This window comes from Klebsiella sp. K-Nf6, from assembly GCF_002806655.1.
Classification (GTDB): domain Bacteria; phylum Pseudomonadota; class Gammaproteobacteria; order Enterobacterales; family Enterobacteriaceae; genus Klebsiella; species Klebsiella variicola.
Genome location: NZ_PIBN01000020.1, coordinates 41,027 through 62,156 on the forward strand (window position 1 = coordinate 41,027; position 21,130 = coordinate 62,156).

Annotated in this window: 19 protein-coding genes; 7 read left to right on the forward strand and 12 right to left on the reverse strand. The window is 59.1% G+C overall.

Features of this window, described 5'->3' with window-relative positions; translation table 11 throughout:
• Nucleotides 1-72: 72 nt before the first annotated feature.
• From CWM61_RS24770 to CWM61_RS24780, 3 genes are read left to right on the forward strand one after another with little or no spacing between them, the layout of a single operon-like run.
• Nucleotides 73-2,196 carry an alpha-galactosidase gene (locus tag CWM61_RS24770; RefSeq protein ID WP_100632121.1) on the forward strand — a complete coding sequence of 708 codons (2,124 nt, stop codon included), beginning with the start codon at nucleotides 73-75 and terminating at the stop codon, nucleotides 2,194-2,196.
• A gap of 41 nt (nucleotides 2,197-2,237) precedes the next feature.
• Nucleotides 2,238-3,503, forward strand: coding sequence for an MFS transporter (locus CWM61_RS24775; RefSeq protein WP_100632122.1), 1,266 nt, complete (start codon nucleotides 2,238-2,240; stop codon nucleotides 3,501-3,503).
• A 51-nt stretch (nucleotides 3,504-3,554) separates the two neighbouring features.
• Entirely contained in the window at nucleotides 3,555-4,214 is a 660-nt protein-coding gene (locus CWM61_RS24780) for a maltose acetyltransferase domain-containing protein (RefSeq protein WP_227521402.1), read from the forward strand.
• Here CWM61_RS24780 and rhaM read toward each other — a convergent pair.
• From rhaM to rhaB, 9 genes are all read right to left on the reverse strand, one after another.
• Nucleotides 4,189-4,503 carry an L-rhamnose mutarotase gene (rhaM, locus tag CWM61_RS24785; RefSeq protein WP_002882870.1) on the reverse strand — a complete coding sequence of 105 codons (315 nt, stop codon included), beginning with the start codon at nucleotides 4,501-4,503 and terminating at the stop codon, nucleotides 4,189-4,191. The two genes, CWM61_RS24780 and rhaM, sit on opposite strands and share 26 nt — an antisense overlap.
• Complete coding sequence (gene fucO / locus CWM61_RS24790; RefSeq protein WP_100632123.1) at nucleotides 4,500-5,648, reverse strand: lactaldehyde reductase; 1,149 nt, start codon at nucleotides 5,646-5,648, stop codon at nucleotides 4,500-4,502. Before fucO ends, rhaM begins: the two co-directional genes overlap by 4 nt.
• Nucleotides 5,649-5,737: 89 nt before the next feature.
• Nucleotides 5,738-6,742: an ABC transporter permease gene (locus CWM61_RS24795; protein WP_074387448.1), complete on the reverse strand. Its 1,005-nt coding sequence runs from the start codon at nucleotides 6,740-6,742 to the stop codon at nucleotides 5,738-5,740.
• Nucleotides 6,739-7,746 carry an ABC transporter permease gene (locus CWM61_RS24800; RefSeq protein ID WP_165784255.1) on the reverse strand — a complete coding sequence of 336 codons (1,008 nt, stop codon included), beginning with the start codon at nucleotides 7,744-7,746 and terminating at the stop codon, nucleotides 6,739-6,741. Before CWM61_RS24800 ends, CWM61_RS24795 begins: the two co-directional genes overlap by 4 nt.
• A complete protein-coding gene (locus CWM61_RS24805) occupies nucleotides 7,743-9,254 on the reverse strand; it encodes a sugar ABC transporter ATP-binding protein (RefSeq protein ID WP_100632124.1) in 1,512 nt (503 codons plus the stop codon). The genes CWM61_RS24800 and CWM61_RS24805 overlap by 4 nt, the downstream gene beginning before the upstream one ends.
• Before the next feature lie 144 nt (nucleotides 9,255-9,398).
• Nucleotides 9,399-10,385, reverse strand: coding sequence for a rhamnose ABC transporter substrate-binding protein (gene rhaS / locus CWM61_RS24810; RefSeq protein WP_008807884.1), 987 nt, complete (start codon nucleotides 10,383-10,385; stop codon nucleotides 9,399-9,401).
• Nucleotides 10,386-10,466: 81 nt separating this feature from the next.
• Nucleotides 10,467-11,297, reverse strand: a complete 831-nt coding sequence (gene rhaD, locus CWM61_RS24815) for a rhamnulose-1-phosphate aldolase (protein WP_025710942.1) — start codon at nucleotides 11,295-11,297, stop codon at nucleotides 10,467-10,469.
• A 148-nt stretch (nucleotides 11,298-11,445) separates the two neighbouring features.
• Nucleotides 11,446-12,705 (reverse strand): L-rhamnose isomerase, encoded by a 1,260-nt coding sequence (gene rhaA / locus CWM61_RS24820; protein ID WP_032741520.1) that lies wholly within the window; start codon nucleotides 12,703-12,705, stop codon nucleotides 11,446-11,448.
• The gene (gene rhaB / locus CWM61_RS24825; protein ID WP_100632125.1) at nucleotides 12,702-14,168 is read right to left on the reverse strand and encodes a rhamnulokinase; all 1,467 of its coding nucleotides are present in this window, start codon (nucleotides 14,166-14,168) and stop codon (nucleotides 12,702-12,704) included. The genes rhaA and rhaB overlap by 4 nt, the downstream gene beginning before the upstream one ends.
• Before the next feature lie 310 nt (nucleotides 14,169-14,478).
• Here rhaB and rhaS (CWM61_RS24835) point away from each other — a divergent pair, with 310 nt between their 5' ends.
• Together rhaS (CWM61_RS24835) and rhaR are read left to right on the forward strand one after the other, a co-directional pair.
• Nucleotides 14,479-15,315, forward strand: coding sequence for an HTH-type transcriptional activator RhaS (gene rhaS / locus CWM61_RS24835; RefSeq protein WP_074387445.1), 837 nt, complete (start codon nucleotides 14,479-14,481; stop codon nucleotides 15,313-15,315).
• Between the two features lie 73 nt (nucleotides 15,316-15,388).
• Nucleotides 15,389-16,234: an HTH-type transcriptional activator RhaR gene (gene rhaR, locus CWM61_RS24840; protein ID WP_002882891.1), complete on the forward strand. Its 846-nt coding sequence runs from the start codon at nucleotides 15,389-15,391 to the stop codon at nucleotides 16,232-16,234.
• 32 nt (nucleotides 16,235-16,266) lie between these two features.
• Here the strand turns inward: rhaR and rhaT are convergent, their stop codons facing one another.
• Nucleotides 16,267-17,301 carry an L-rhamnose/proton symporter RhaT gene (gene rhaT, locus CWM61_RS24845; protein WP_100632126.1) on the reverse strand — a complete coding sequence of 345 codons (1,035 nt, stop codon included), beginning with the start codon at nucleotides 17,299-17,301 and terminating at the stop codon, nucleotides 16,267-16,269.
• Between the two features lie 288 nt (nucleotides 17,302-17,589).
• Between rhaT and sodA the strand changes: the two genes are divergently transcribed.
• Both sodA and yiiM read left to right on the forward strand, forming a co-directional pair.
• The gene (gene sodA / locus CWM61_RS24850; protein ID WP_004203668.1) at nucleotides 17,590-18,210 is read left to right on the forward strand and encodes a superoxide dismutase [Mn]; all 621 of its coding nucleotides are present in this window, start codon (nucleotides 17,590-17,592) and stop codon (nucleotides 18,208-18,210) included.
• Between the two features lie 72 nt (nucleotides 18,211-18,282).
• Nucleotides 18,283-18,957 (forward strand): 6-hydroxyaminopurine reductase, encoded by a 675-nt coding sequence (gene yiiM / locus CWM61_RS24855; protein WP_074387444.1) that lies wholly within the window; start codon nucleotides 18,283-18,285, stop codon nucleotides 18,955-18,957.
• Nucleotides 18,958-19,018: 61 nt separating this feature from the next.
• Here yiiM and cpxA read toward each other — a convergent pair whose 3' ends face one another.
• Together cpxA and cpxR are read right to left on the reverse strand one after the other, a co-directional pair.
• On the reverse strand, nucleotides 19,019-20,392 hold the full coding sequence (gene cpxA, locus CWM61_RS24860) for an envelope stress sensor histidine kinase CpxA (protein ID WP_061156238.1): 1,374 nt from the start codon (nucleotides 20,390-20,392) through the stop codon (nucleotides 19,019-19,021).
• On the reverse strand, nucleotides 20,389-21,087 hold the full coding sequence (cpxR, locus tag CWM61_RS24865; RefSeq protein WP_002882901.1) for an envelope stress response regulator transcription factor CpxR: 699 nt from the start codon (nucleotides 21,085-21,087) through the stop codon (nucleotides 20,389-20,391). The genes cpxA and cpxR overlap by 4 nt, the downstream gene beginning before the upstream one ends.
• Between the last annotated feature and the right edge of the window lie 43 nt (nucleotides 21,088-21,130).

Sequence of the window (21,130 nt, forward strand, 5' to 3'; positions counted from 1 at the left end):
CCGAAACGTTTTGGTTGGCATCCGAAACGTTTCGGATCAACAGTAAGACATTCCTTGTTATGGAGATGTCTGATGTCTGATTCGCTGATACACCTGCAAAGCGCCGGTGCCGATGTTGTCATTAAAACTCGCCCTTTCGCCGAAATTGTCTACTGGGGGCCGCATTTAAGCCACTTTTCGCCGCAGGATGCCGACAGCCTGACGCGCCCGGTCGCCAACGGCAGACTGGATGTCGATTCGCCAGTGACCTTAATGGCGGAGCTGGGCCATGGCCTGTTTGGCGCGCCGGGCATTGAAGGCCATCGTCAGGGGCTGGATGCCTCTCCGCTGTTCACCACCAGCGAAGTGCGGCGCGAGGGCCAGACGCTGACCCTGGTCAGCGAAGATCCACAGGCCGGCCTGCGTCTGCACAGCGAGATCGCGCTGGATGCCAGCGGCGTGCTCAGCGTGCGCCATGGCGTGACCAATCTGCGCGCCAGCCCATGGCAGGTGGATCGCCTGGCGGTCACATTGCCGGTCGCCGAACGCGCTCGCGAGGTGATGGCTTTCCATGGCCGCTGGATCCGCGAGTTTCAGCCCCATCGTCTGGTCCTGGAACACGACAGCTTTGTGCTGGAGAACCGCCGCGGGCGCACCTCTCACGAACATTTCCCGGCCCTGATCACCGGCAGCCGCGCCTTTAGCGAGATGCAGGGTGAAGTCTGGGGCATACATCTGGCCTGGAGCGGTAACCATCGCCTGCGGGCAGAGGTGAAAACCGATGGCCGCCGCTATCTGCAGGCCGAGGCGCTCTATCTGCCGGGTGAAATGGCGCTGGCGGAAGGGGAAACCTTGTGGACGCCGTACCTGTATGCCAGCTACTCGGCGAACGGGCTGAACGGTATGAGCCAGCAGTTCCATCGTTATCTGCGCGAACGGATTATTCGCTTCCCGGGCAATAAGCCGCGCCCGGTGCATCTCAACACCTGGGAAGGGATCTATTTCGACCACGATCCGGACTACATCATGCGTATGGCGGATGAAGCGGCGGCGCTGGGCGTCGAGCGCTTTATTATCGATGACGGCTGGTTTAAAGGGCGCAACGACGACTGGGCGGCGCTGGGGGACTGGTATCTCGATGAGAAAAAATACCCCCACGGCCTGACGCCGGTTATCGATCATGTGAAATCGCTGGGGATGGAATTCGGTATCTGGGTGGAGCCGGAAATGATTAACCCGGATTCCGATCTGTACCGGGCGCACCCGGACTGGGTGCTGGCGCTGCCGGGCTATACCCCGCTGACCGGCCGCCATCAGTTTGTCCTGAACCTCAACATTCCGGAAGCGTTTGATTATCTGCTGGAGCGAATGAGCTGGCTGCTGGGCGAGCATGCGGTGGACTACGTGAAGTGGGATATGAACCGCGAGCTGGTGCAGCCTGGGCATCAGGGACGCGCCGCCGCGGACGCGCAAACGCGCCAGTTCTACCGCCTGCTGGATACGCTGGTGGCCCGTTTCCCGCACATTGAATTTGAATCCTGCTCCTCCGGGGGCGGACGGATCGATTATGAAGTCCTCAAGCGCAGCCATCGCTTCTGGGCATCTGACAATAATGACGCCCTTGAGCGCAACACCATACAGCGTGGCATGAGCTACTTCTTCCCGCCGGAGGTGATGGGCGCGCATATTGGCAATCGCCACTGTCATGCCACCTTCCGCCAGCACAGTATCGCCTTCCGCGGCCTGACGGCGCTGTTTGGTCATATGGGACTTGAGCTGGATCCGGTGAGCGCTGATGAAGAAGAGCGCGCCGGATACCGGAAATATGCGGCCTTACATAAACAGTGGCGCGACGTGATCCATCACGGCGTGCAGTGGCGGATGGATATGCCGGACGCTACCACCCTTGCCCATGGCGTCATCAGCCCGGATAAAGCGCAGGCGATTTTCCTCGTCAGCCAGCTGGCGATGCCGGACTACACCCTGATGGCGCCGCTGCGCCTGGCGGGGCTGGAGGCGAACGCCCGCTATCAGGTGACGCTCCTCGATCATCCGAACATTCAGATCACCGGCGAGGGTGGCCACACCATGCGGAAGCTGCCGGCATGGATGACGACGCCGCAGACGGTGAGCGGTGAGTGGCTACAGCAGGCGGGGCTGGCGCTGCCCATCCTCGACCCGGAAAGCGCCATTCTGATTGGCCTGCAACGCGTGTGATGGTATCGGGCCGCGTCGCGGCCCTTCTTGAGGAAAATATAATGAACCCGACCGTCTGTACCCACAAAAACAACCCCAACTTCTGGATTTTCGGGCTGTTCTTCTTTCTCTACTTCTTCATCATGGCCACCTGCTTTCCGTTTCTGCCGATCTGGCTGTCGGACGTCATCGGCCTGAATAAAACCGAAACCGGCCTCGTTTTCTCCAGCCTGTCGCTGTTCGCCATCTGTTTCCAGCCGGTCCTCGGGGTGATCTCTGACAAGCTGGGGCTGAAAAAACACCTGATGTGGATCGTGACCGTTCTGCTGGTGCTGATTGCTCCCTTCTTCCTCTATGTTTTCGCTCCGCTGCTGAAGACCAACATCTGGCTCGGGGCGCTGAGCGGCGGCGCCTATATCGGCTTTGTATTCTCCGCAGGCGCCGGCGCGATGGAGGCCTATATCGAACGGGTAAGCCGCAACAGCGGTTTTGAATACGGCAAGGCGCGCACCTTTGGCTGTCTGGGATGGGCGCTGTGCGCGACTACTGCCGGAATGCTGTTCAGCATTAATCCCGAATGGGTGTTCTGGATGGGGTCAGCCGCCGCGCTGCTGTTGGTGGTGCTGGTGGCCATCGCCAAACCGCAGGCCAGTCAGTCCGCGCAGGTAATGGACTCGCTCGGCGCCAATCGCCCGGCGATCGATTTAAAAACGGCGGTGCGCATGTTCCGCCAGCGTAAGATGTGGATGTTTATTCTGTATGTCATCGGCGTGGCCTGTGTGTATGACGTCTTCGATCAGCAGTTCGCCACCTTCTTTAAATCGTTCTTCGCGACCCCGGAAGCGGGCACCCGCGCCTTTGGTTTCGCCACCACCGCGGGAGAAATATGTAACGCCATCATTATGTTCAGCTCGCCGTGGATTATTAACCGTATCGGGGCGAAGAATACCCTGCTGATCGCCGGGATGGTGATGGCGGCAAGGATGATTGGCTCTTCCTTCGCCACCACCGCCGCGGAAGTGGTGGCGTTGAAAATGCTCCATGCGCTGGAGGTGCCGTTCCTGCTGGTGGGCGCCTTTAAATACATTACCGGCGTGTTTGATATCCGGCTGTCGGCGACGATTTATCTGGTGGGATTCCAGTTCGCCAAGCAGGTGGCGGCGATCTTCCTCTCTGCCTTCGCCGGCAATATGTATGATCGGATCGGCTTCCAGGAAACCTATATGATCCTCGGCGGTATTGCTCTGACCGTCACCTTAATCTCCGCGTTTACGTTAGCGGGCAAGGCGAAAAGTGAGCCGCTGCGCGATAATGCGATGACCGTTTAATTATCAACATTCCGTGGCACAGGGAGGTGCCTGACAGAGAAGGAAGATGGCATGATGGATATGAAAAAACGTATGAACAGCGGCGAGCTTTACCTGGATGCAGGATATGGTTTGCCGGAGCAACGACTGATGGGTAAAGCGCGGGCCTATGAATATAATCATTCGCATCCGTTTAATCAGGAATTGCGCAACGATATTATTCAGCGCATGTTCGCTAAAGTCGGCGAACAATGTTGGATAGAGCCGCCGATCAATATTGCCTATGGGATCCATACGACGATTGGTGACAATTTTTACGCCAATTTTAACCTCACGTTGGTCGACGATGCGGACATTATCATCGGCAATAACGTCATGTTTGCACCAAATGTCACCATCTCCACCGCCGGGCATCCCATCCACCCCGCGCTGCGCCATACGCATCAACAATTTTCTTTACCGGTGGTGATTGAAGATGGGGTCTGGTTAGGCACGGGGGTGATTATTAATCCAGGGGTAACGATTGGTGAGAATTCGGTCATTGGCGCGGGCAGTGTGGTGAATCGTTCCATACCGGCGAATGTGGTTGCCGCAGGCGTACCTTGCCGGGTATTAAGAGAAATTACCGATGCGGATAAAGACAAATACGCTCTTTTCCCCGGATGGGGTGGAGGCCGGGGAAGGTACTACCCGGCATCGCGGTGTTTCACGCCAGATAAAACACTTCTTTGAGCTCCGCGCTCAGCGGGCTGTTATCCGGGTTGCTGGGCATCACCTCGCGCATGTATTTCCACCAGCGCTGGCACACTTCCGTGCTGGCGACCGCCTCCCAGCGGGCTTCCGACTCAATCTCCACCGTCGCGAACAGTAGATGGCGTTCTTTATCGAGATAAATGGCGTAATGGTGCGCGCCGTGGTCCTTCAGCACTGCCTCCAGCTCCGGCCAGATGGGGTTATGGCGGCGCTGGTACTCCTCGTGCGCATCGGGGTTCACCTGCATGACGAAGGCTTTACGGATCATAAGGCCTCCAGATAGAGCTCGCGAACCTCATCGCGGCTGGCGGGGCGCGGGTTGCATGGCGCGCATGGGTCGGCCAGCGCTTTATCCAGCCAGCCTTCGATATCGGCTTTGCTGATGCCAAGCTTGCTGAAACCCTGGGGGATCCCTACTCGTTTGCTCAGCGCGCGGATGGCGTTGATGGCCTCCATGCTGGCGGCCTCATCGCTCATGCCGCGGGTATCGACGCCCATCGCCTGCGCCACGCGGGCGAAGCGCGCCACCGCGTTCGGGCGGTTAAAGTTTTCGATGATCGGCAGCAGGATGGCGTTGCACACTCCGTGTGGCAGGTTGTGGGTGGCGCCAGGCTGATGGGCCAGGGCGTGTACCAGCCCGAGGCCGGCGCTGTTGAACGCCATGCCCGCCAGATACTGGCCAAACGCCATCTGCTCGCGGGCCTGCAGATCGTGTCCATCCTCTACCGCTTTCGGCAGCCACAGGTTGATCAGGCGAATGGCCTCGAGGGCGTTGGCGTCGGTCAGCGGATGGGCGCCAACGGAGACAAAGGCCTCGATGGCGTGGGTCAGGGCGTCCATGCCGGTGGCGGCGGTAACGGCTGGCGGGATGTCGAGCATCACGCTGGCGTCGTCGACGGCGATATCCGGGATCAGGTTGGGGTCGATAATCACCTCTTTTACCTGCCGCTCGCTATCGATAATCACTGCGTTGCTGGTCATCTCCGCCGCCGTGCCGGCGGTGGTGTTGATGGCCACCAGCGGCACGCCAGCGTTTTTCACTTTGCCGACGCCGGAGTAGGCTGTGGAGGGGCCAGGGTTGGCGGTGAGGATTTTTATCGCCTTGGCGGTATCAATCGGGCTGCCGCCGCCGAAGGCGATCAGGTAATCGCAGTGTGCCGCCTGGTACGCCGCGTAGCCTTGCTGCACCAGCGCTTCGGTGGGGTTGGGAAACACGTCGTCAAACAGCTGGTAAGCCATCTGCTGTTCATCCAGCGCGGAAAACAGGCTGTCCAGCAGGCCCAGCTTCACCAGCTGACCGTCGGTAACGATCAGCGCTTTGCCCCACTGTTTACCGGCCACCAGCTTGACCATATCACCGATAGCGCCTGCCCCGTGGAGGCTGATTTTTGGTAATGCCAACATAAAACTCATGATAATTCTCCTTAATGTTGATTTTGGGAAATCCGTTTCCCCTCACCCCGCTCTTCTCCCTTGGGGAGAGGGCCAGGGTGAGGGGGAAATTAACATCGTCTTCGCTGCATCATCCGCCGGGTAATAATCGGCAGGGAGATCACCACGATCAGCATGGCGCCGATAATTACCGACATCACGATACCGGGGACGTTTAGCAGGCTCAGGCCGAAGGTCACCAGCCCCATCAGAAAGGCGGCAATGATCACCCCGGGCATGCTGCCGGAGCCGCCGAGAATATTGACGCCGCCGAGCACCGCCATGGTGACAACCGCCAGCTCCCAGCCCATCGCCAGGGTAGGGCGGGTACTACCGAGCCGTGAGGTCAGCAGGACCGCCGCCAGCCCGGCCATCAGCCCGACCAGCGCGAACAGCACCAGGTTATGACGCTTAACATTGATCCCGGAGAACCAGGCGCCAGTCGGGTTATTGCCGATGGCGTAGGTCCGGCGGCCAAAGTTGGTTTTATGCAGCAGGAAGGTGAAGGCGGCGGCGAGGAGGATAAACAGCGCAAACTCAAAAGAGAGCGCCCCCCATACGTACCCCTGGCCGAACCAGGCAAAGCTCTCCGGGTAGTGGTTGAGCGCCTGATCGCCCAGCAGGATATAGGTGATGCCGCGATACAGGCTCATAGTGCCGATGGTGATCACAATGGACGACAGGTTAAAGCGAGTCACCAGCAAGCCGTTGAACAGGCCGCACAGCAGCCCTACGCCCAGGCCGATGATCACCAGCAGCGGCGTATCCATCCCCGCCGCCGCGCAGAAGCCCATCACCGTTGAGCTGAGCGCCATCGTCGAGGCCACCGACAGATCGATTTCCCGGGCGATAATCAGCATCGCCATCGGCAGGACGACGATCGCCTTCTCGGTAAAGGTAAAGGTTGCGTCCGACAGGTTCCAGATATTGAGGAAGTACGGGGAAGCCATCGCGTTGCCGATAAATACCGCCAGGGTCACCGCCAGTAAAAACCCTTCCCAGCACAGCAGGCGGCGCAGCGGCGACGGCGCGACCGGAGTGTTTTTCATCTCTTCAGATACCATCATCTTGCTCATGATTTCACCGCCTGTTTCTGCCGGGCTAACGCCGCGTTGCGCAGGATTAACCGCCCGTGACTGCGATTGCCGCGCTCGTTGAGCAGCACCGCCATGACGATCACCGCCCCGGAAATCGCCATTTGCCAGAAGGGCGAGATGCCGATCACCGGCAGGGCGTTATTGATGACCCCGAGGAACAGCGCGCCGCACAGGCAGCCCAGCACCCGTCCGCTTCCGCCCATGGTGCTGATACCGCCGATCACGCAGGCCGCTACCACCTGTAGCTCAAAGCCGTTCGCCACGTCGACATAGGCGACAGCGAAGCGCGAGATCCAGAGATAGCCGCAGAAGCCGGCCAGCGCGCCGGAGAGGCAGAAGCTGACGAACTGCATTTTTCCGGCGTTAATGCCGGTGTAGTACGCCGCCGTCGCGTTGCCGCCTGCGGTGTACAAGGCCCGGCCAGTGCGGCTGTAGCGCAGGAAATAACCCACCAGCAGCAGCGCGGCGATGGCGCACCAGCTCAGCAGCGGCAGCCCCAGGAGCGTGCTGCGCGGCAGACTGAGAAAATCAGCGCTCATCTGATGTGAGTTAACCCAGCCGCCGTCAGTCAGCAGGAAGATAATGCCGCGATAAATGCTCATGGTGCCCAGGGTCACCACGATGGCGGGAATGCCGAGGCGCCAGACCAGCAGGCCGTTAATCATCCCCATCAGCAGGCCCAGCAGAGTTGCCAGCGCCAGCAGCGCGACCACCGGAATACCCGGATAGTGGGCGTTAAGCAGGGCGACGATCATCCCGGTCAGCGCCAGGTTGGCGGCCATCGACAGATCGATGCCTTTGGTGAGCAACACCATCATCTGGCCGAGGGCGAGGATGATAAGGATGGCGGTATCGTTAAACATCTCCACCAGATTGCCCGGTGAAATGAACGACGGCGCCCGGCTGCCGATGGCGCCGATCATCAAAATGATGACCACCGCCAGCAGCGCTTCGCGATGTTTAAGCCATGCGTGTCCCATCATGCCGCCTCCTGGCCGATGCCGCTGGCGGCGCTAACGATGGTTTCCGCTGTCGCTTCACCGGCCTGGTATTCGGCGACCATCAGCCCTTCGTGCATCACGATAATCCGGTCGGCCATGCCCATGACTTCCGGCAGCTCTGACGACACCATAATCACCGCCAGTCCCTGGCTGACCAGCTCGGACATAAACTGATGCACGGCGGCTTTTGAGCCGATATCGATGCCTTTGGTCGGCTCATCGAGGATGATCACCTCGGGCTGGGTCGCCAGCCATTTGCCGATCACCACTTTCTGCTGGTTGCCGCCGGAGAGGGTCTCCACCGGCTGCCGCCAGCTGAAGGCTTTAACCTGCAGGCGCGAGGCATACTCGTCCGCCAGCCGCCATTCCCGGGCGTCGTTCAGGACGCCGTTAGGATTGAGCTTGCTGAGCTGCGGCAGACTGATGTTCTGGGCGATGGGCAGGGCGATGATCGCCCCCTGTTTCTGCCGCTCTTCCGGCACGCAGACGATGCCTGCGCGGATGGCGTCGGCGGGCTGGCGAAAGCGCATGGGGCTGCCGTTCAGGCGGATCTCGCCGGAGGAGGGACGCGAGACACCGGAGAGCGCCTGCATCAGCTCGGTGCGTCCGGCGCCCACCAGGCCGTAAAAGCCGAGAATCTCTCCCTTGCGCAGGCGGAAGCTGATATGAGCAAACTCGGTAGGATGACAGAGATCAGTCACCTCCAGCACCGTTTTCCCGGGTGTGCAGTCGACTTTCGGGTAGGTTTGGGTGATCGCCCGGCCCACCATCATCGACACCATTCGCTCTTCGGTGATGTCGCTTATCGCCCCGGAGCTGACGTACACCCCATCACGCAGGATGGTGTAATAATCGGCCAGCTCGAAAATTTCATCGAACTTATGCGAGATAAACAGGATCGCTTTGCCGTCCTGCTTCAGACGCTCGACGATGTGATAAAACTCCAGGATTTCATGCTGGGAGAGGGCGGCGGTCGGCTCATCGAGGATCACCACCTGGGCGTCGAAAGCCAGCGCCCGGGCAATCGCCACCATGTGCCGCTGGGCGATGCTGAGGGTTTTCAGCGTGGCCCGCGGGTCGATCTGGACTTCCAGCCGGGCGAGGATCTCGCTGGCTCTGCGGTGCATCGCTGGCCAGTCGAGTGTTTTTAACAGTCCCTTATACAGATACTGGCCGACGAAAATATTTTCACTGACCGAGAGTTCGTCAAACAGCACGGTTTCCTGGTGAATGGCGGTGATCCCTACCTTATGCGCCGACTCCGGCGTTGGCAGATGAATAGGGATCGCTTTATAGAGGATCTCGCCCTCTTCGGGCTGATAAATACCGGTCATCACTTTGACCAGTGTGGATTTCCCCGCGCCGTTTTCGCCGATTAAGGCGGTCACTTTGCCGGGCCAGAGATCAAGCTGCACGTTCTCAAGGGCGCGCACACCGGGAAAAATCTTGGTGATCCCCTTCAGCGACAGCAGTGGCGTTGATGCTGACATGATAGTTCTCCGTAAAATTCCCCTCACCCTAACCCTCTCCCCAGAGGGGCGAGGGAACGGTCCGGTGTCCGCTGGCGGCCTCGTGCAGAGGACCAGCCTTTCCCCCTCTCCCTCCGGGAGAGGGCCGGGGTGAGGGAATAAGGGTTAGAAAATTTTCGAGAACTTATCGATGTTGCTCGCATCGTAGACAAACGGCTCTGCCATCGCGCCATTCCCCTCAGCATCCAGCTTCACTTTGCCCAGCTTGCCCATACTGGCTTCGGTTTTGGTCGCCGTGCCTTTGACTAAATCGTCGGCCAGATAGGTGGCGGCGTAGCCCAGGTCAATCGGGTTCCAGATGGCGAAGCTTTTGCTGGCGCCGGACTTGATGGCGCCGGCCATTTCCGACGGCAGCCCCAGCCCGGTGACATAGACTTTGCCGATTTTGCCCTGATCCTTCACCGCCTGTGCGGCGGCAACAATGCCCACCGATGACGGCGAAACAATGACTTTCAGGTCCGGATATGATTTCAGCAGGCCCACCGCTTCGCGGTAGCTTTTATCCGACAGATCGTCACCGTAGGCGACAGTGACCAGCTGCACGGACGGATACTGCGGCAGCACCTTTTTCATCTCCTCAATCCAGATGTTCTGGTTAGTGGAGGTTGGGGTGGCACTTAACACGGCCACTTCGCCTTTCTCAACGTTCAGCGCCTTCAGCGCATCGGCGGCGAGCTTGACGTTGGTTTCGCCAATTAAGGCGTTATTCGAGGGGTTAAGATGGATCTGGCGGCCTGCCGGCGCCACGCCGGAGTCCCACGAGACCACCTTGATGCCGCGCTGCATCGCTTTTTTCAGCACCGGTACCACGGCGTCCGGATCGTTGGCGGAAATGGCGATCGCATCCACCCCCTGGGCGATCAACCCGTTCAGCACGTCGATCTGCGCTTCGGCGGTGGTAGTGGTCGGGCCGGTGTAGATCACTTTGACATCACCTAACTCTTTGGCTGCCTGTTGGGCGCCAACGTTGGCGGCTTCGAAGAAGCCATTTCCCAGCGATTTCGCCACAAGGGCGATTTTAACTTCTGCTAAGGCGGAACCGGACAACGCCAGGGCGGCAACGGTGAGGATCAAGCTTGTCTTTGTTTTCATTGCTTTTACTCCACATGAGTTAGTTTTGTAGGGTTTGCAGGTGATGTTTCGCCCCGTCTCGGTGAGCGGGGCGCGATGTTGTTATGGATAAAGATCTAAAGCGGACTGCAGCGGCTGCACATTGAAGCGTTTGCCAAGGGCGATAAGCTCTTCGCGGGTGATGGTCTGCTTCATCCCGCCCATGGACAAGACTTTCACCAGCACTTCGGCGGACTTCTCGGCGGTGTCGATCAGGCCGAAGGTCTCATCCAGCGTGGGGCCGCTGCCGAAGACGCCGTGGAACGGCCACAGCACCAGCGAGTGCTTTTGCATGGTTTCGGCGGTCGCCTGGCCGATTTCATCGGTGCCCGGCACCATCCACGGCAGAATGCCGACGCCGTCCGGGAAGACCACCAGACATTCGGTGCTACCTTCCCACAGCTTGCGGGTGAACAGATCGCTGTGGTTCTCCAGAACATAGGTCAGGGCGATCAGGTTGGTGGCATGGCAGTGCATGATCACCCGGTCTTTGCCGCCGGTCAGTTTGATGCGCTCGCTGTGCGACAGGAAGTGTGCCGGCAGCTCGGAGGTCGGTACGGCATCCTCGGTGAGGCCCCACAGGATATGGTATCCCGCGCCATCGCTGTCGACCTTTACCACGCCGAGGTTAGCGGCCGGGTCGAGCTGGACGTTACGGAAGAATTTGCCGGAGCCGGTGACGATAAATGGCTGGTTGGCCAGGGTTGGCATCGGCTGGCTGAGGGCGATATAACGCGGTTTGGCGTGGAAATCCGCCGCGTAAGGTTCGATATCCGCTTCATCCAGACGCAGCGTCAGGTTGCCGCCGTTGCGTTCGTCCCAGCCTTTCAGCCAGGCGTCGGAGGTGGCTTTGATCATGCCCTGGACGAACCAGGCGTCGATAATGGTCTGCATAGTCTTGTCTTTCCTGTTGATTCGGTGCGGGGTTGACCCCTCACCCTAAATATGTGCGTGCCCCCGGATTGCGCCGTAAACGGCTTATCCGGGCTACCGGTTCGTAGCCCGGGTAAGGCGTCAGCCGCGACCCGGGTAAGCCCGTGCATTACCCGCGCTGGCTCAGAACCGCATTCTCATAAGCCCGCACGTTGTCCAGCCACTGACTGCCCGCCGGCGTGTCATGACGCTGACAGTACATCTCCCAGATGGCCTGCCATGGCAGCGATTTTTGCTCTTCGAGCAGCGCCAGGCGGGCGGTGTAATCGCCGTCGTTCTCCAGCTGACGAAGCTGAGCGGTCGGTTCCAGCAGGGCACGCAGCAGCGCTTTTTTCATATTGCGGGTACCAATCACCCAGGCCGCGATGCGGTTGATGGAGGCATCGAAGAAGTCGAGCCCGATGTGCACGCGGTCAAACAGGTTATGGCGAATGATTTCGCTGGCGATGGCCTGGGTCTCATCATCCAGCAGCACCACGTGGTCGCTGTCCCAGCGCACCGGGCGGCTGACGTGCAGCAGCAGGCGCGGGATGTAGAGCATGGCGGCAGAGATTTTGTCGGAGATCACTTCCGTCGGGTGGAAGTGGCCGGCATCCAGGCACAGCGCGGTCTGGCGGCTGGTGGCGTAGCCCATATAGAACTCGTTGGAGCCGACGGTGTAGCTTTCGGCGCCGATGCCGAACAGCTTGCTCTCCACGGCGTCGATATGATGCGCCGGATCGAATTTCTCGCTGATCACCTCATCAAGGGCATTCAGCAACCGCTGGCGCGGCGCGAAGCGGTCAACGGTAATATCTTTCATGCCGTCCGGCACCCAGATATTCATTACCGATGGGGTACCCAGCTGTTCGCCAAAATAAGCGGATACGCGACGGCTGGCTTTGCAGTGGTCGATCCAGAACTGGCGGATCTCATCGTTGGCGTGCGACAGGGTAAAGCCGTCGGCGCTCAGCGGATGCGAGAAGCAGGAGGGGTTGAAATCCAGACCCAGTTTGTTGGCTTTCGCCCACGTAACCCAGTTTTTAAAGTGCTCCGGCTTAATCTCATTGCGCGCTACCGGCGCGTCGGATTCCAGGTAAATAGCGTGCAGGTTGAGACGCTTTGGTCCCGGGATCAGGCTCAGCGCCTGCTCAAGGTCGGCGCGTAGCTCTTCAGCATTGCGCGCTTTGCCCGGGTAGTTGCCGGTCGCCTGGATGCCGCCGGTCAGGCTTCCCGCCGGGTTTTCGAAACCGGCGACGTCGTCACCTTGCCAGCAGTGCATGGAGACGGGCAGACGGTCCAGCTGGCGCAGGGCCTCCTCGACATCCACGCCGACGGCGGCGTAGCGCTGCTTAGCAATTTCCCAGGCTTGTTCAAGTTGAGTGGTCATGCGCAAAGCTCCTTGGTCTGTTGTGGCTGAAACTGCGCCACGAAACGGGCAATTTCACTATCAGGATTGGGGGTAAAAGCGGTGAGCGCCGCGTTGTCGCGCACCACTTGACGAAACTCATCGACATTGGCCAGCTCGTCGAGGGTCATTAACTGGATGCCGATATTGCCGAGGGTGGAGGCTTCTATCGGGCCGGCCACGACGGCGATCCCGCAGGCGTCAGCGCACAGCTGGTTGAGCAGCGCGTTCTGGCAGCCGCCGCCGACGATATGCAGCTGGCTGAAGGGCTGGCCGCGCAGCGCCGCCAGCTCGTTAAGCACCCGGGCGTAGAGCAGCGCCAGGCTGTCGAAAATACAGCGCGCCAGCTCGGCATCGCTTTCAGGAACCGGCTGCCCGGCGTCGCGACAGGCGGCCTGGATCTCGGCGCTCATACTGGCCGGATTGATAAAGCGATCATCGTTGCAGTCAATCATGAAGCGGCACGCCGGTAGCGCGGCGGTGCGGGCGATCAGCCCCTGCAGGTCGCTGACGTGTTGTTCTTTCAGCACCCGCTGCAGCAGCCACAGGCCCATGATATTTTTCAGCACCCGATAGCGGCCTTCGGCTCCGCCTTCGTTGGTGATATTGGCCTGCAGCGCCGCGTCGCAGGTGTATGGGGTCAGGCTTTCAAACCCCATCAGCGACCAGGTGCCGGAGGAGAGATAGGCGGCATGGCGGTCGGCCAGCGGGGAGGCGATCACCGCGCTGGCGGTGTCGTGGCTGGCGACAGCGACCACCGGAATACGGTTGCCCTGCGGGCAGATCCAGTGACCAATCACATTGCCGGGGTGGGTCGGCTTTCCGAACCACGCCAACGGCGCGCCGGTCCAGTTCAGCAGCGTCTCATCCCAACTATCGCTATTGATGTTAACCAGCTGGGTGGTCGTGGCGTTGGTATATTCCCAGTTCAGATTGCCTGTCAGGCGGAAGCTGAAATAGTCGGGGATCAGCAGGGCATGCGCGGCCTGACTGACCAGCTCCGGCTGCTGCTCAACCAGGGCGCGCAGCTGGTAAAGGGTGTTAAACGGCAGAAACTGAATACCACTGCGGCGATAGATCTCCGCCCGGCCCAGTTGTTCTTCAGCGTGACGTAGCAGGCCCTGGGTGCGGTCGTCACGATAGGAGATCGGCAGTCCGACGCGCTGGCCCTGCTTATCCAGCAGGACATAATCCACCCCCCAGGTATCGATGCCGATACTGTCGATCAGGATGTCCTGCTCACACACTTTCTCCAGCCCGCGACGGATCTCGCCTTCCAGGCTATCCACATCCCAGCAGTCGAAGCCATCCACCTTCTGCAGGCTGTTGGTGAAGCGATGAATTTCCCGCAGGGTCAGGGCGCGTGGCCCGGACTGATAGCTGGCGAGCATCACCCGCCCGCTGGAGGCGCCTAAATCGACGGCGACACAATGACGAATACTCATGGAAAGACCCTTCTTAAAATCATTGTCCGCAGTCTAAAAAAGGCCGCTTACTGACACCTTCTCACTACGGACAGCCAAAACTGGCCGCTGGCAAGAAAGCAAAGGTGACCGTGAGGGAAATCACAATTTGCGGTTTTAGGGGGTGGCGAGGGGGATGTGATGGCGTCCGCAGTTCCGTATCTTTCCGGCTGATTCTTGAAAAAGCAGCAGGATTTACGAATTTCGCGGTCAAAAATTGAAGGCCGGATAGCCAACCCTTCATTACTATCAGCCGGTGACTGATAATTTTTCTCATTACGAGGGTGGCATCATGACCATATTGCACAGTACGGATTTCTTTAAGGCCGGGATCTCGACGGTGGCTATTGAACCCCGCCTCCCTCAGTCGGCCTTTCCGGAACATCACCATGATTTCCATGAAATTGTCGTCGTGGAGCAGGGCACGGGTATTCATGTCTTCAATGGCCAGCCCTATACCATCGGTGGCGGCTCAGTCTGCTTTATCCGCGATCATGACCGGCATCTTTACGAGCATACGGACAATCTGTGTCTGACCAATGTGCTCTATCGCGCGCCGGATGCGTTTCGTTTTCTCGCCGGGGTCAACCAGCTGCTGCCCCAGGAGCAGGAGGGGAACTACCCGTCGCACTGGCGGGTGAACCAGACGGTCCTGCAGCAGGTTCGGCATATCGTGGCGCAGATGGAGGCCATGGGGAGCGAAACGGATACCCATGCCGTCGCCAGCCGTGAGATCCTGTTTATGCAGCTGCTGGTGCTGTTGCGTAAAAGCAGTCTTGCGGAAGAGGCCACCAACAATGATGCGCGGCTGAATCAGCTGCTGGCCTGGCTGGAAGACCATTTTGCCCAGGAGATCTGTTGGGAGGAGGTGGCAGCGCAGTTTTCGCTGTCGCTGCGTACCCTGCACCGCCAGCTGAAGCAGCAGACCGGCCTGACGCCGCAGCGCTATCTTAATCGGGTGCGCCTGATGAAGGCCCGACACCTGCTGCGCCACAGCGATGAAAGCGTGACTGATATCGCTTTTCGCTGCGGCTTCGGCGACAGTAACCACTTTTCGACGCTTTTTCGCCGCGAATTTGACTGGTCGCCGCGCGATATCCGCCAGGGCCGCGACGCCATTCTTCAGTAACGCGAGAAGAGTCAACGTATTGCGGGTTAAAAACGCGAATAATGCGCCGTTATCCGCGTTTGGAGTGTGAGCCGTGGCCGGTCTGATTCTACGTAAAGAGGAGTTTTTCCCTTCCGCCACACAGGCAGTGGCAGTGGCCGACCGCTACCCGCAAAACGTTTTTGCCGAACATACCCATGAGTTCTGCGAGCTGGTGCTGGTGTGGCGGGGCAACGGGCTGCACGTCCTTAACGATCGTCCCTGGCGCATTACCCGCGGCGATCTGTTCTATATTCGCGCCGAAGATAAACACTCCTATGCTTCGGTCAATGATTTAGTCCTGCAGAACATCATCTATTGCCCGGAGCGGCTGCAACTTAATTTTGACTGGGCGGGAGCGATCCCTGGCCTCTTTGGCACGCCGTGGAAGCCCCACTGGCGCATGGGCAGCACAGGTATGGCGCAGGCGCGCCAGGTGATTAGCCAGCTTGAGCATGAGTGCGCCCGGCGCGACGCGCAGGGAAATGCGATGGCCGAACTGCTGTTTGCCCAGCTGGCGCTGACGTTGCAGCGCCATCGCTACGCGACGGATGATCCCGCGGCGACGCAGCGCGAAGCGCTGCTGGACAAACTGCTGGCCGCGCTGGCGGCCAGCCTCAGCCGCCCCTTTGTTCTGGAGCGTTTCTGCGAGCAGGAGGGCGGCAGCGAGCGGGCGCTACGCCAGCAGTTTCGCCAGCAAACCGGGATGACCATCAATCACTATTTACGCCAGCTGCGGATCTGCCATGCGCAGTACCTGCTGCAGCATACCGAGCGCTTAATCGGCGATATCGCCATGCAGTGCGGCTTTGAGGACAGTAACTACTTTTCGGTGGTTTTTAGCCGGGAAATCGGTATGTCGCCGGGGCAATGGCGGCAGCGCAGTCGCGCCGCCGCCTGAAAACCGTCGTTGTCTGGCTGATGAGCCGGTGGTTAACTGGCCATCCCCAGACCGACGATATTGGCGGCGATGATGATCACCACGCAGCCGAGGCTCAGGACGCTCACCGGACGACGGCCGGCGTTGTTCCACTCCTTCAGCACCAGACCCACCAGACCGCCACACAGCACGTAGAAACTCATGTGCAGCATCCAGCTCATATAGTCATACTGCGCCGGAATGCTGGCATGGCCCCAGGCATAGAAGAAGAACTGGAGATACCACATCAGGCCGCCGAGGGCGGAGAGCAACAGGTTGCTGATGATGAGCGGTTTGGCCAGCGAAAAATCGGCTGTGACGGACAGACTCTTCACTTTCGCCAGACGAATAAAGCAGAAGCCGAGATTGACCAGCGCCCCGCCGCCCATAATGACTACGTAGCTTGGCAGCGCTGCGTACAGCGGGTCGACGCCGAGCGCCGCGGCAGCGTCATGCATCGGTTTGGCGGCGTTCATCGCGAACGACATCCCTGCGGAGAAGATGCCGCACATCACCGCCAGCAGAAGCCCTTTCTTCAGATTGAACTCTTCGGCTTTGATGCCCATTTTGCGCTCTTTCAGCTGGCCCGCGCGGGTGACGATGCCGACGCCAACCACCGCCACCAGCACGCCAAGCAGCGTCATTTGACCGCCCTGGGTGTGCATCAGCACCGAAAACTGACCATTAATAATCGGCGTCATCAGCGTGCCGACAATCAGCGTGATGCCAATGGCGATGCCTATTCCCATCGACATGCCGAGATAGCGCATGGTCAGGCCATAGTTGATATTACCGATACCCCACATGGCGCCGAACAGGAAGACCGGCAGCAGCGTGGAGGCGCTAAAAGAGCGGTAGTAGGCCCAGAAATCGGGTAACAGCGTGGCGCTGATGGCCCAGGGCAGGATCAGCCAGGAGACGATCCCCCCAACCGACCACATGGTTTCCCACGACCAGTGTTTTACTTTTTTGAACGGGGCATAGAAACAGGCGGCACTGGCGGCCCCTATCAAATGCCAAAAAATACCCATCGTAATCGCGTGGTTCATTGATTTTATCCTCATCTTTTTTATCGGAGACGGCGGCTTCCGATGTGATGAGTGTAAAAATTAGCCGCTTTGGCCGCCTTCAAGCCGTTGCCACAGGATGGCGAACCCTGGCAACCATGGGCTTAATTAGTTGTTCTACATCACAAAATGGCGGGTATTTCTTCTGGTTATATCCATATGAAAAATACGGCATTGATAAGCATTTTCAATACCATTTAATTAACTATAATGGACAAACTGCTTACGCGGCGTTAACACTTGAGCCGCTCGACAATAATGGAGATGATTATGAGCTATACCCTGCCATCCCTGCCGTACGCTTACGATGCTCTGGAACCGCACTTCGACAAGCAGACGATGGAGATCCATCACACTAAACACCATCAGACCTACGTGAACAATGCTAACGCCGCGCTGGAAAGCCTGCCGGAGTTCGCTAACCTGTCCGCTGAAGAGCTGATCACCAAGCTGGATCAACTGCCGGCTGACAAAAAAACCGTACTGCGTAACAACGCGGGCGGCCACGCTAACCACAGCCTGTTCTGGAAAGGCCTGAAAACCGGCACCACCCTGCAGGGCGACCTGAAAGCGGCTATCGAGCGCGATTTCGGCTCTGTAGACAATTTCAAAGCGGAATTCGAAAAAGCCGCTGCGACCCGTTTCGGCTCCGGCTGGGCGTGGCTGGTACTGAAAGGTGACAAACTGGCCGTTGTCTCCACCGCCAACCAGGATTCCCCGCTGATGGGCGAAGCCATTTCCGGCGCTTCCGGCTTCCCGATCCTGGGTCTGGACGTGTGGGAACACGCTTACTACCTGAAATTCCAGAACCGTCGCCCGGACTACATCAAAGCCTTCTGGGACGTAGTGAACTGGGACGAAGCTGCAGCGCGTTTTGCCGCTAAAAAATAAGGTTGCATTGCGCTAAGAGAGAAGCGAGTCTGATGACTCGCTTTTTTTATATCTGTAGCAAGGAGAGCAGCCATGCATTATCCGGTGAATGTCTTTGTCGGCAAAATCAGGGACTACGCGGGCAGTCGCCCCAGCGCGATCGGCAAAATCCAGGTTGATGGCGAATTGCAGCTCGGCGATCTCGGCCTCGATGGGGACGAGCAGGCGGAGAAGAAAATTCACGGCGGGCCGGACCGCGCGCTGTGCCACTATCCGCGCGAACACTATGCCGACTGGATCCGTGAATTCCCCCAGCAGGCCGAGCGCTTCTGCGCGCCGGCGTTCGGCGAAAACCTCTCCACCACCGGGCTCACCGAGCAAAATGTTTATATCGGCGATATCTTTCGCTGGGGCGAGGCGCTGATCCAGGTCACCCAGCCGCGATCGCCGTGCTTCAAGCTCAATTTTCATTTTGCGATCGGCGATATGGCGCAGCTGGTGCAAAACAGCGGGAAGACCGGCTGGTTGTATCGGGTGATTGCCGGGGGGCAAGTCTCCAGCGATGCGCCGCTCGAGCTGGTTTCCCGGCTGAGCGATGTCAGTGTTCATGAGGCCGGGGCGATTGCCTGGCAGATGCCGTTTGATGATGATCAGTACCACCGCTTATTGTCGGCTGCGGGCCTGTCGGTGAGCTGGAGCCGAACGATGCAGAAGCGGCGTTTAAGCGGCAAGATCGAGGATAATTCGCGGAGATTATGGGGGAAATAATTCCCCCTATTGAGTATTTCCGGGATGCTCCCGGCTTAGCGCAGCGCAAGCCGGGATAGCATCAGGTGCGCTTATACAGCGGTAGCCAAAGGGTTAAGCGCAAACCACCCAGCGGGCTGTCGTCGGCCTTCACCCAGCCGCGGTGCTGCTGAATAGCGGTTTCGACAATCGCCAGACCCAGGCCGGTGCCGCCGGACTCGCGGTCGCGCGCCTCATCGGTCCGGTAGAATGGCCGGAAAATCTGTTCGCGATCTTCCGGGCTGACTCCCGGGCCGTCGTCGTCGACGTTAACCGTAATCCCGTCTTTATCCACCGAGAAGCTGACGGAAATCTTCGTGTGCGAGTAGCGCAGAGCGTTGCGGACGATATTCTCCAGCGCGCTTTCCAGCGCATTGGGGTTACCGTACAGCGGCCACGGGCCCGGCGGATACTCAACGGTGAAAGATTTACCCATCTGCTCGGCTTCAAACGCCGCGTTGTCCAGCACTTCGCCCCACAGCTGATTGGCTTTCACCGTCTCGCTGACCAGGGCATTTTTTGCCTGGTTGCGCGACATCACCAGCAGGTCGTTGATCATGCTGTCCAGCCGGTGCGCCTCGGTTTCGATACGCTCCAGCTCCTTGCTCTCACCACTGCGGCGACGCAGCAGGGCGGTACCCAGCTGCAGGCGCGTGAGCGGCGTGCGCAGCTCGTGCGAGATATCAGACAGCAACCGCTGTTGGCTGGTCATCATCCGCTCCAGCGCGGTGACCATCTGGTTAAAGCTGGCGCCAGCGGCTAAGAACTCCTGCGGCCCGGCTTCCAGTTCCGGATGCTGACGCAGGTTGCCCTGGGCGACTTCGTCGGCGGCGTTTTTCAGCTTACGCGCCGGTTTCGCCAGGCTCCACGCCAGCCACAGCAGCAGCGGAGCGCTGACCAGCATCGTGACGATCAGTAGCAGCAGGGGGCGGTCAAACAGCAGGTTGATAAAGTCAGATTGTGAGGTGCTGGCGGGACGAATGAGATAGAGCTGATAGTTATCCTCCCCGTCCCTGACGGAAAACGGCCCCACCATTTCCAGGCGGCCATAGCGTTTTTTCTGCGGATGATCGGCATTATCGGCCTGGCCGATAAAGTTACGAATGATCTGCATCTCGTTGCGTTCTGCGCCGATCACGCGGCCTTCGCTGGTCACCAGCAGCAGGCGTTGTCCCGGAGGCGCCCATTTATCGATGGCGCGAAACAGACGACGCCACCACATCAGGTCGTTTGGCGGGTCGGTCGCCAGCTCGGCCTCGACGTGCTGTTCGATCATAATGCCCTGACGCTGCTCGCTTTCCAGCAGCTCGGTCATCTGCCGGGAGTCCAGTTTGGGCAACATCAGCACCAGCATCAACACCAGCGCCAGCGTGAGCCAGAAGATGGCGAAGATGCGTGCAGTCAAACTTCCTATCATGAAGCGGAAACCATCAGATACCCGCGACCACGCAGCGTTTTAAACCATGGATGACCATCTTTTCGCTCCGGCAGCTTACGCCGCAGGTTGGAAATATGCATATCGATGGCGCGGTCGAACGGCGTCAGGCGCTTGCCTAACACTTCCTGGCTTAAATGTTCACGCGACACTACCTGGCCGAGATGCTGCGCTAACAGATAGAGCAGGGTGAACTCGGTACCGGTGAGCTCCAGTGTCTGACCATCGAAATTGGCTTCCTGGCGGCCCGGATTCAGGCTTAAGGCATCCACTTCCAGCGTTGGCGATCCGGCTTCGGTCGTCTGCTGCTGCTCGCTCCAGTGGGAACGGCGCAGAATCGCGCGTATACGGGCCACCAGTTCACGATCGTTGAACGGCTTAGGCAAATAGTCATCCGCGCCCAGCTCAAGGCCGAGAACGCGATCCAGCTCGCTCCCGCGCGCTGTTAGCATGATAACCGGGGTCTGGTGTGTCTGACGCAGCTCTTTCAGCGTATCGATACCGTTTTTCTTCGGCATCATCACGTCGAGCAGCAATAAATCAACGCTGTCGTCCAGAAGGGCCAGCGCCTGTTCCCCATCATGGGCCACCAGCACGTTAAAACCTTCCATATCGAGCAGCTCTTTTAACAGGGAGGTGAGCTCCCGGTCATCATCAACTAACAGGATTTTATTCATCTTTTAAATACCTCCGAGGCAGAAATTACGTCATCAAGGCCCG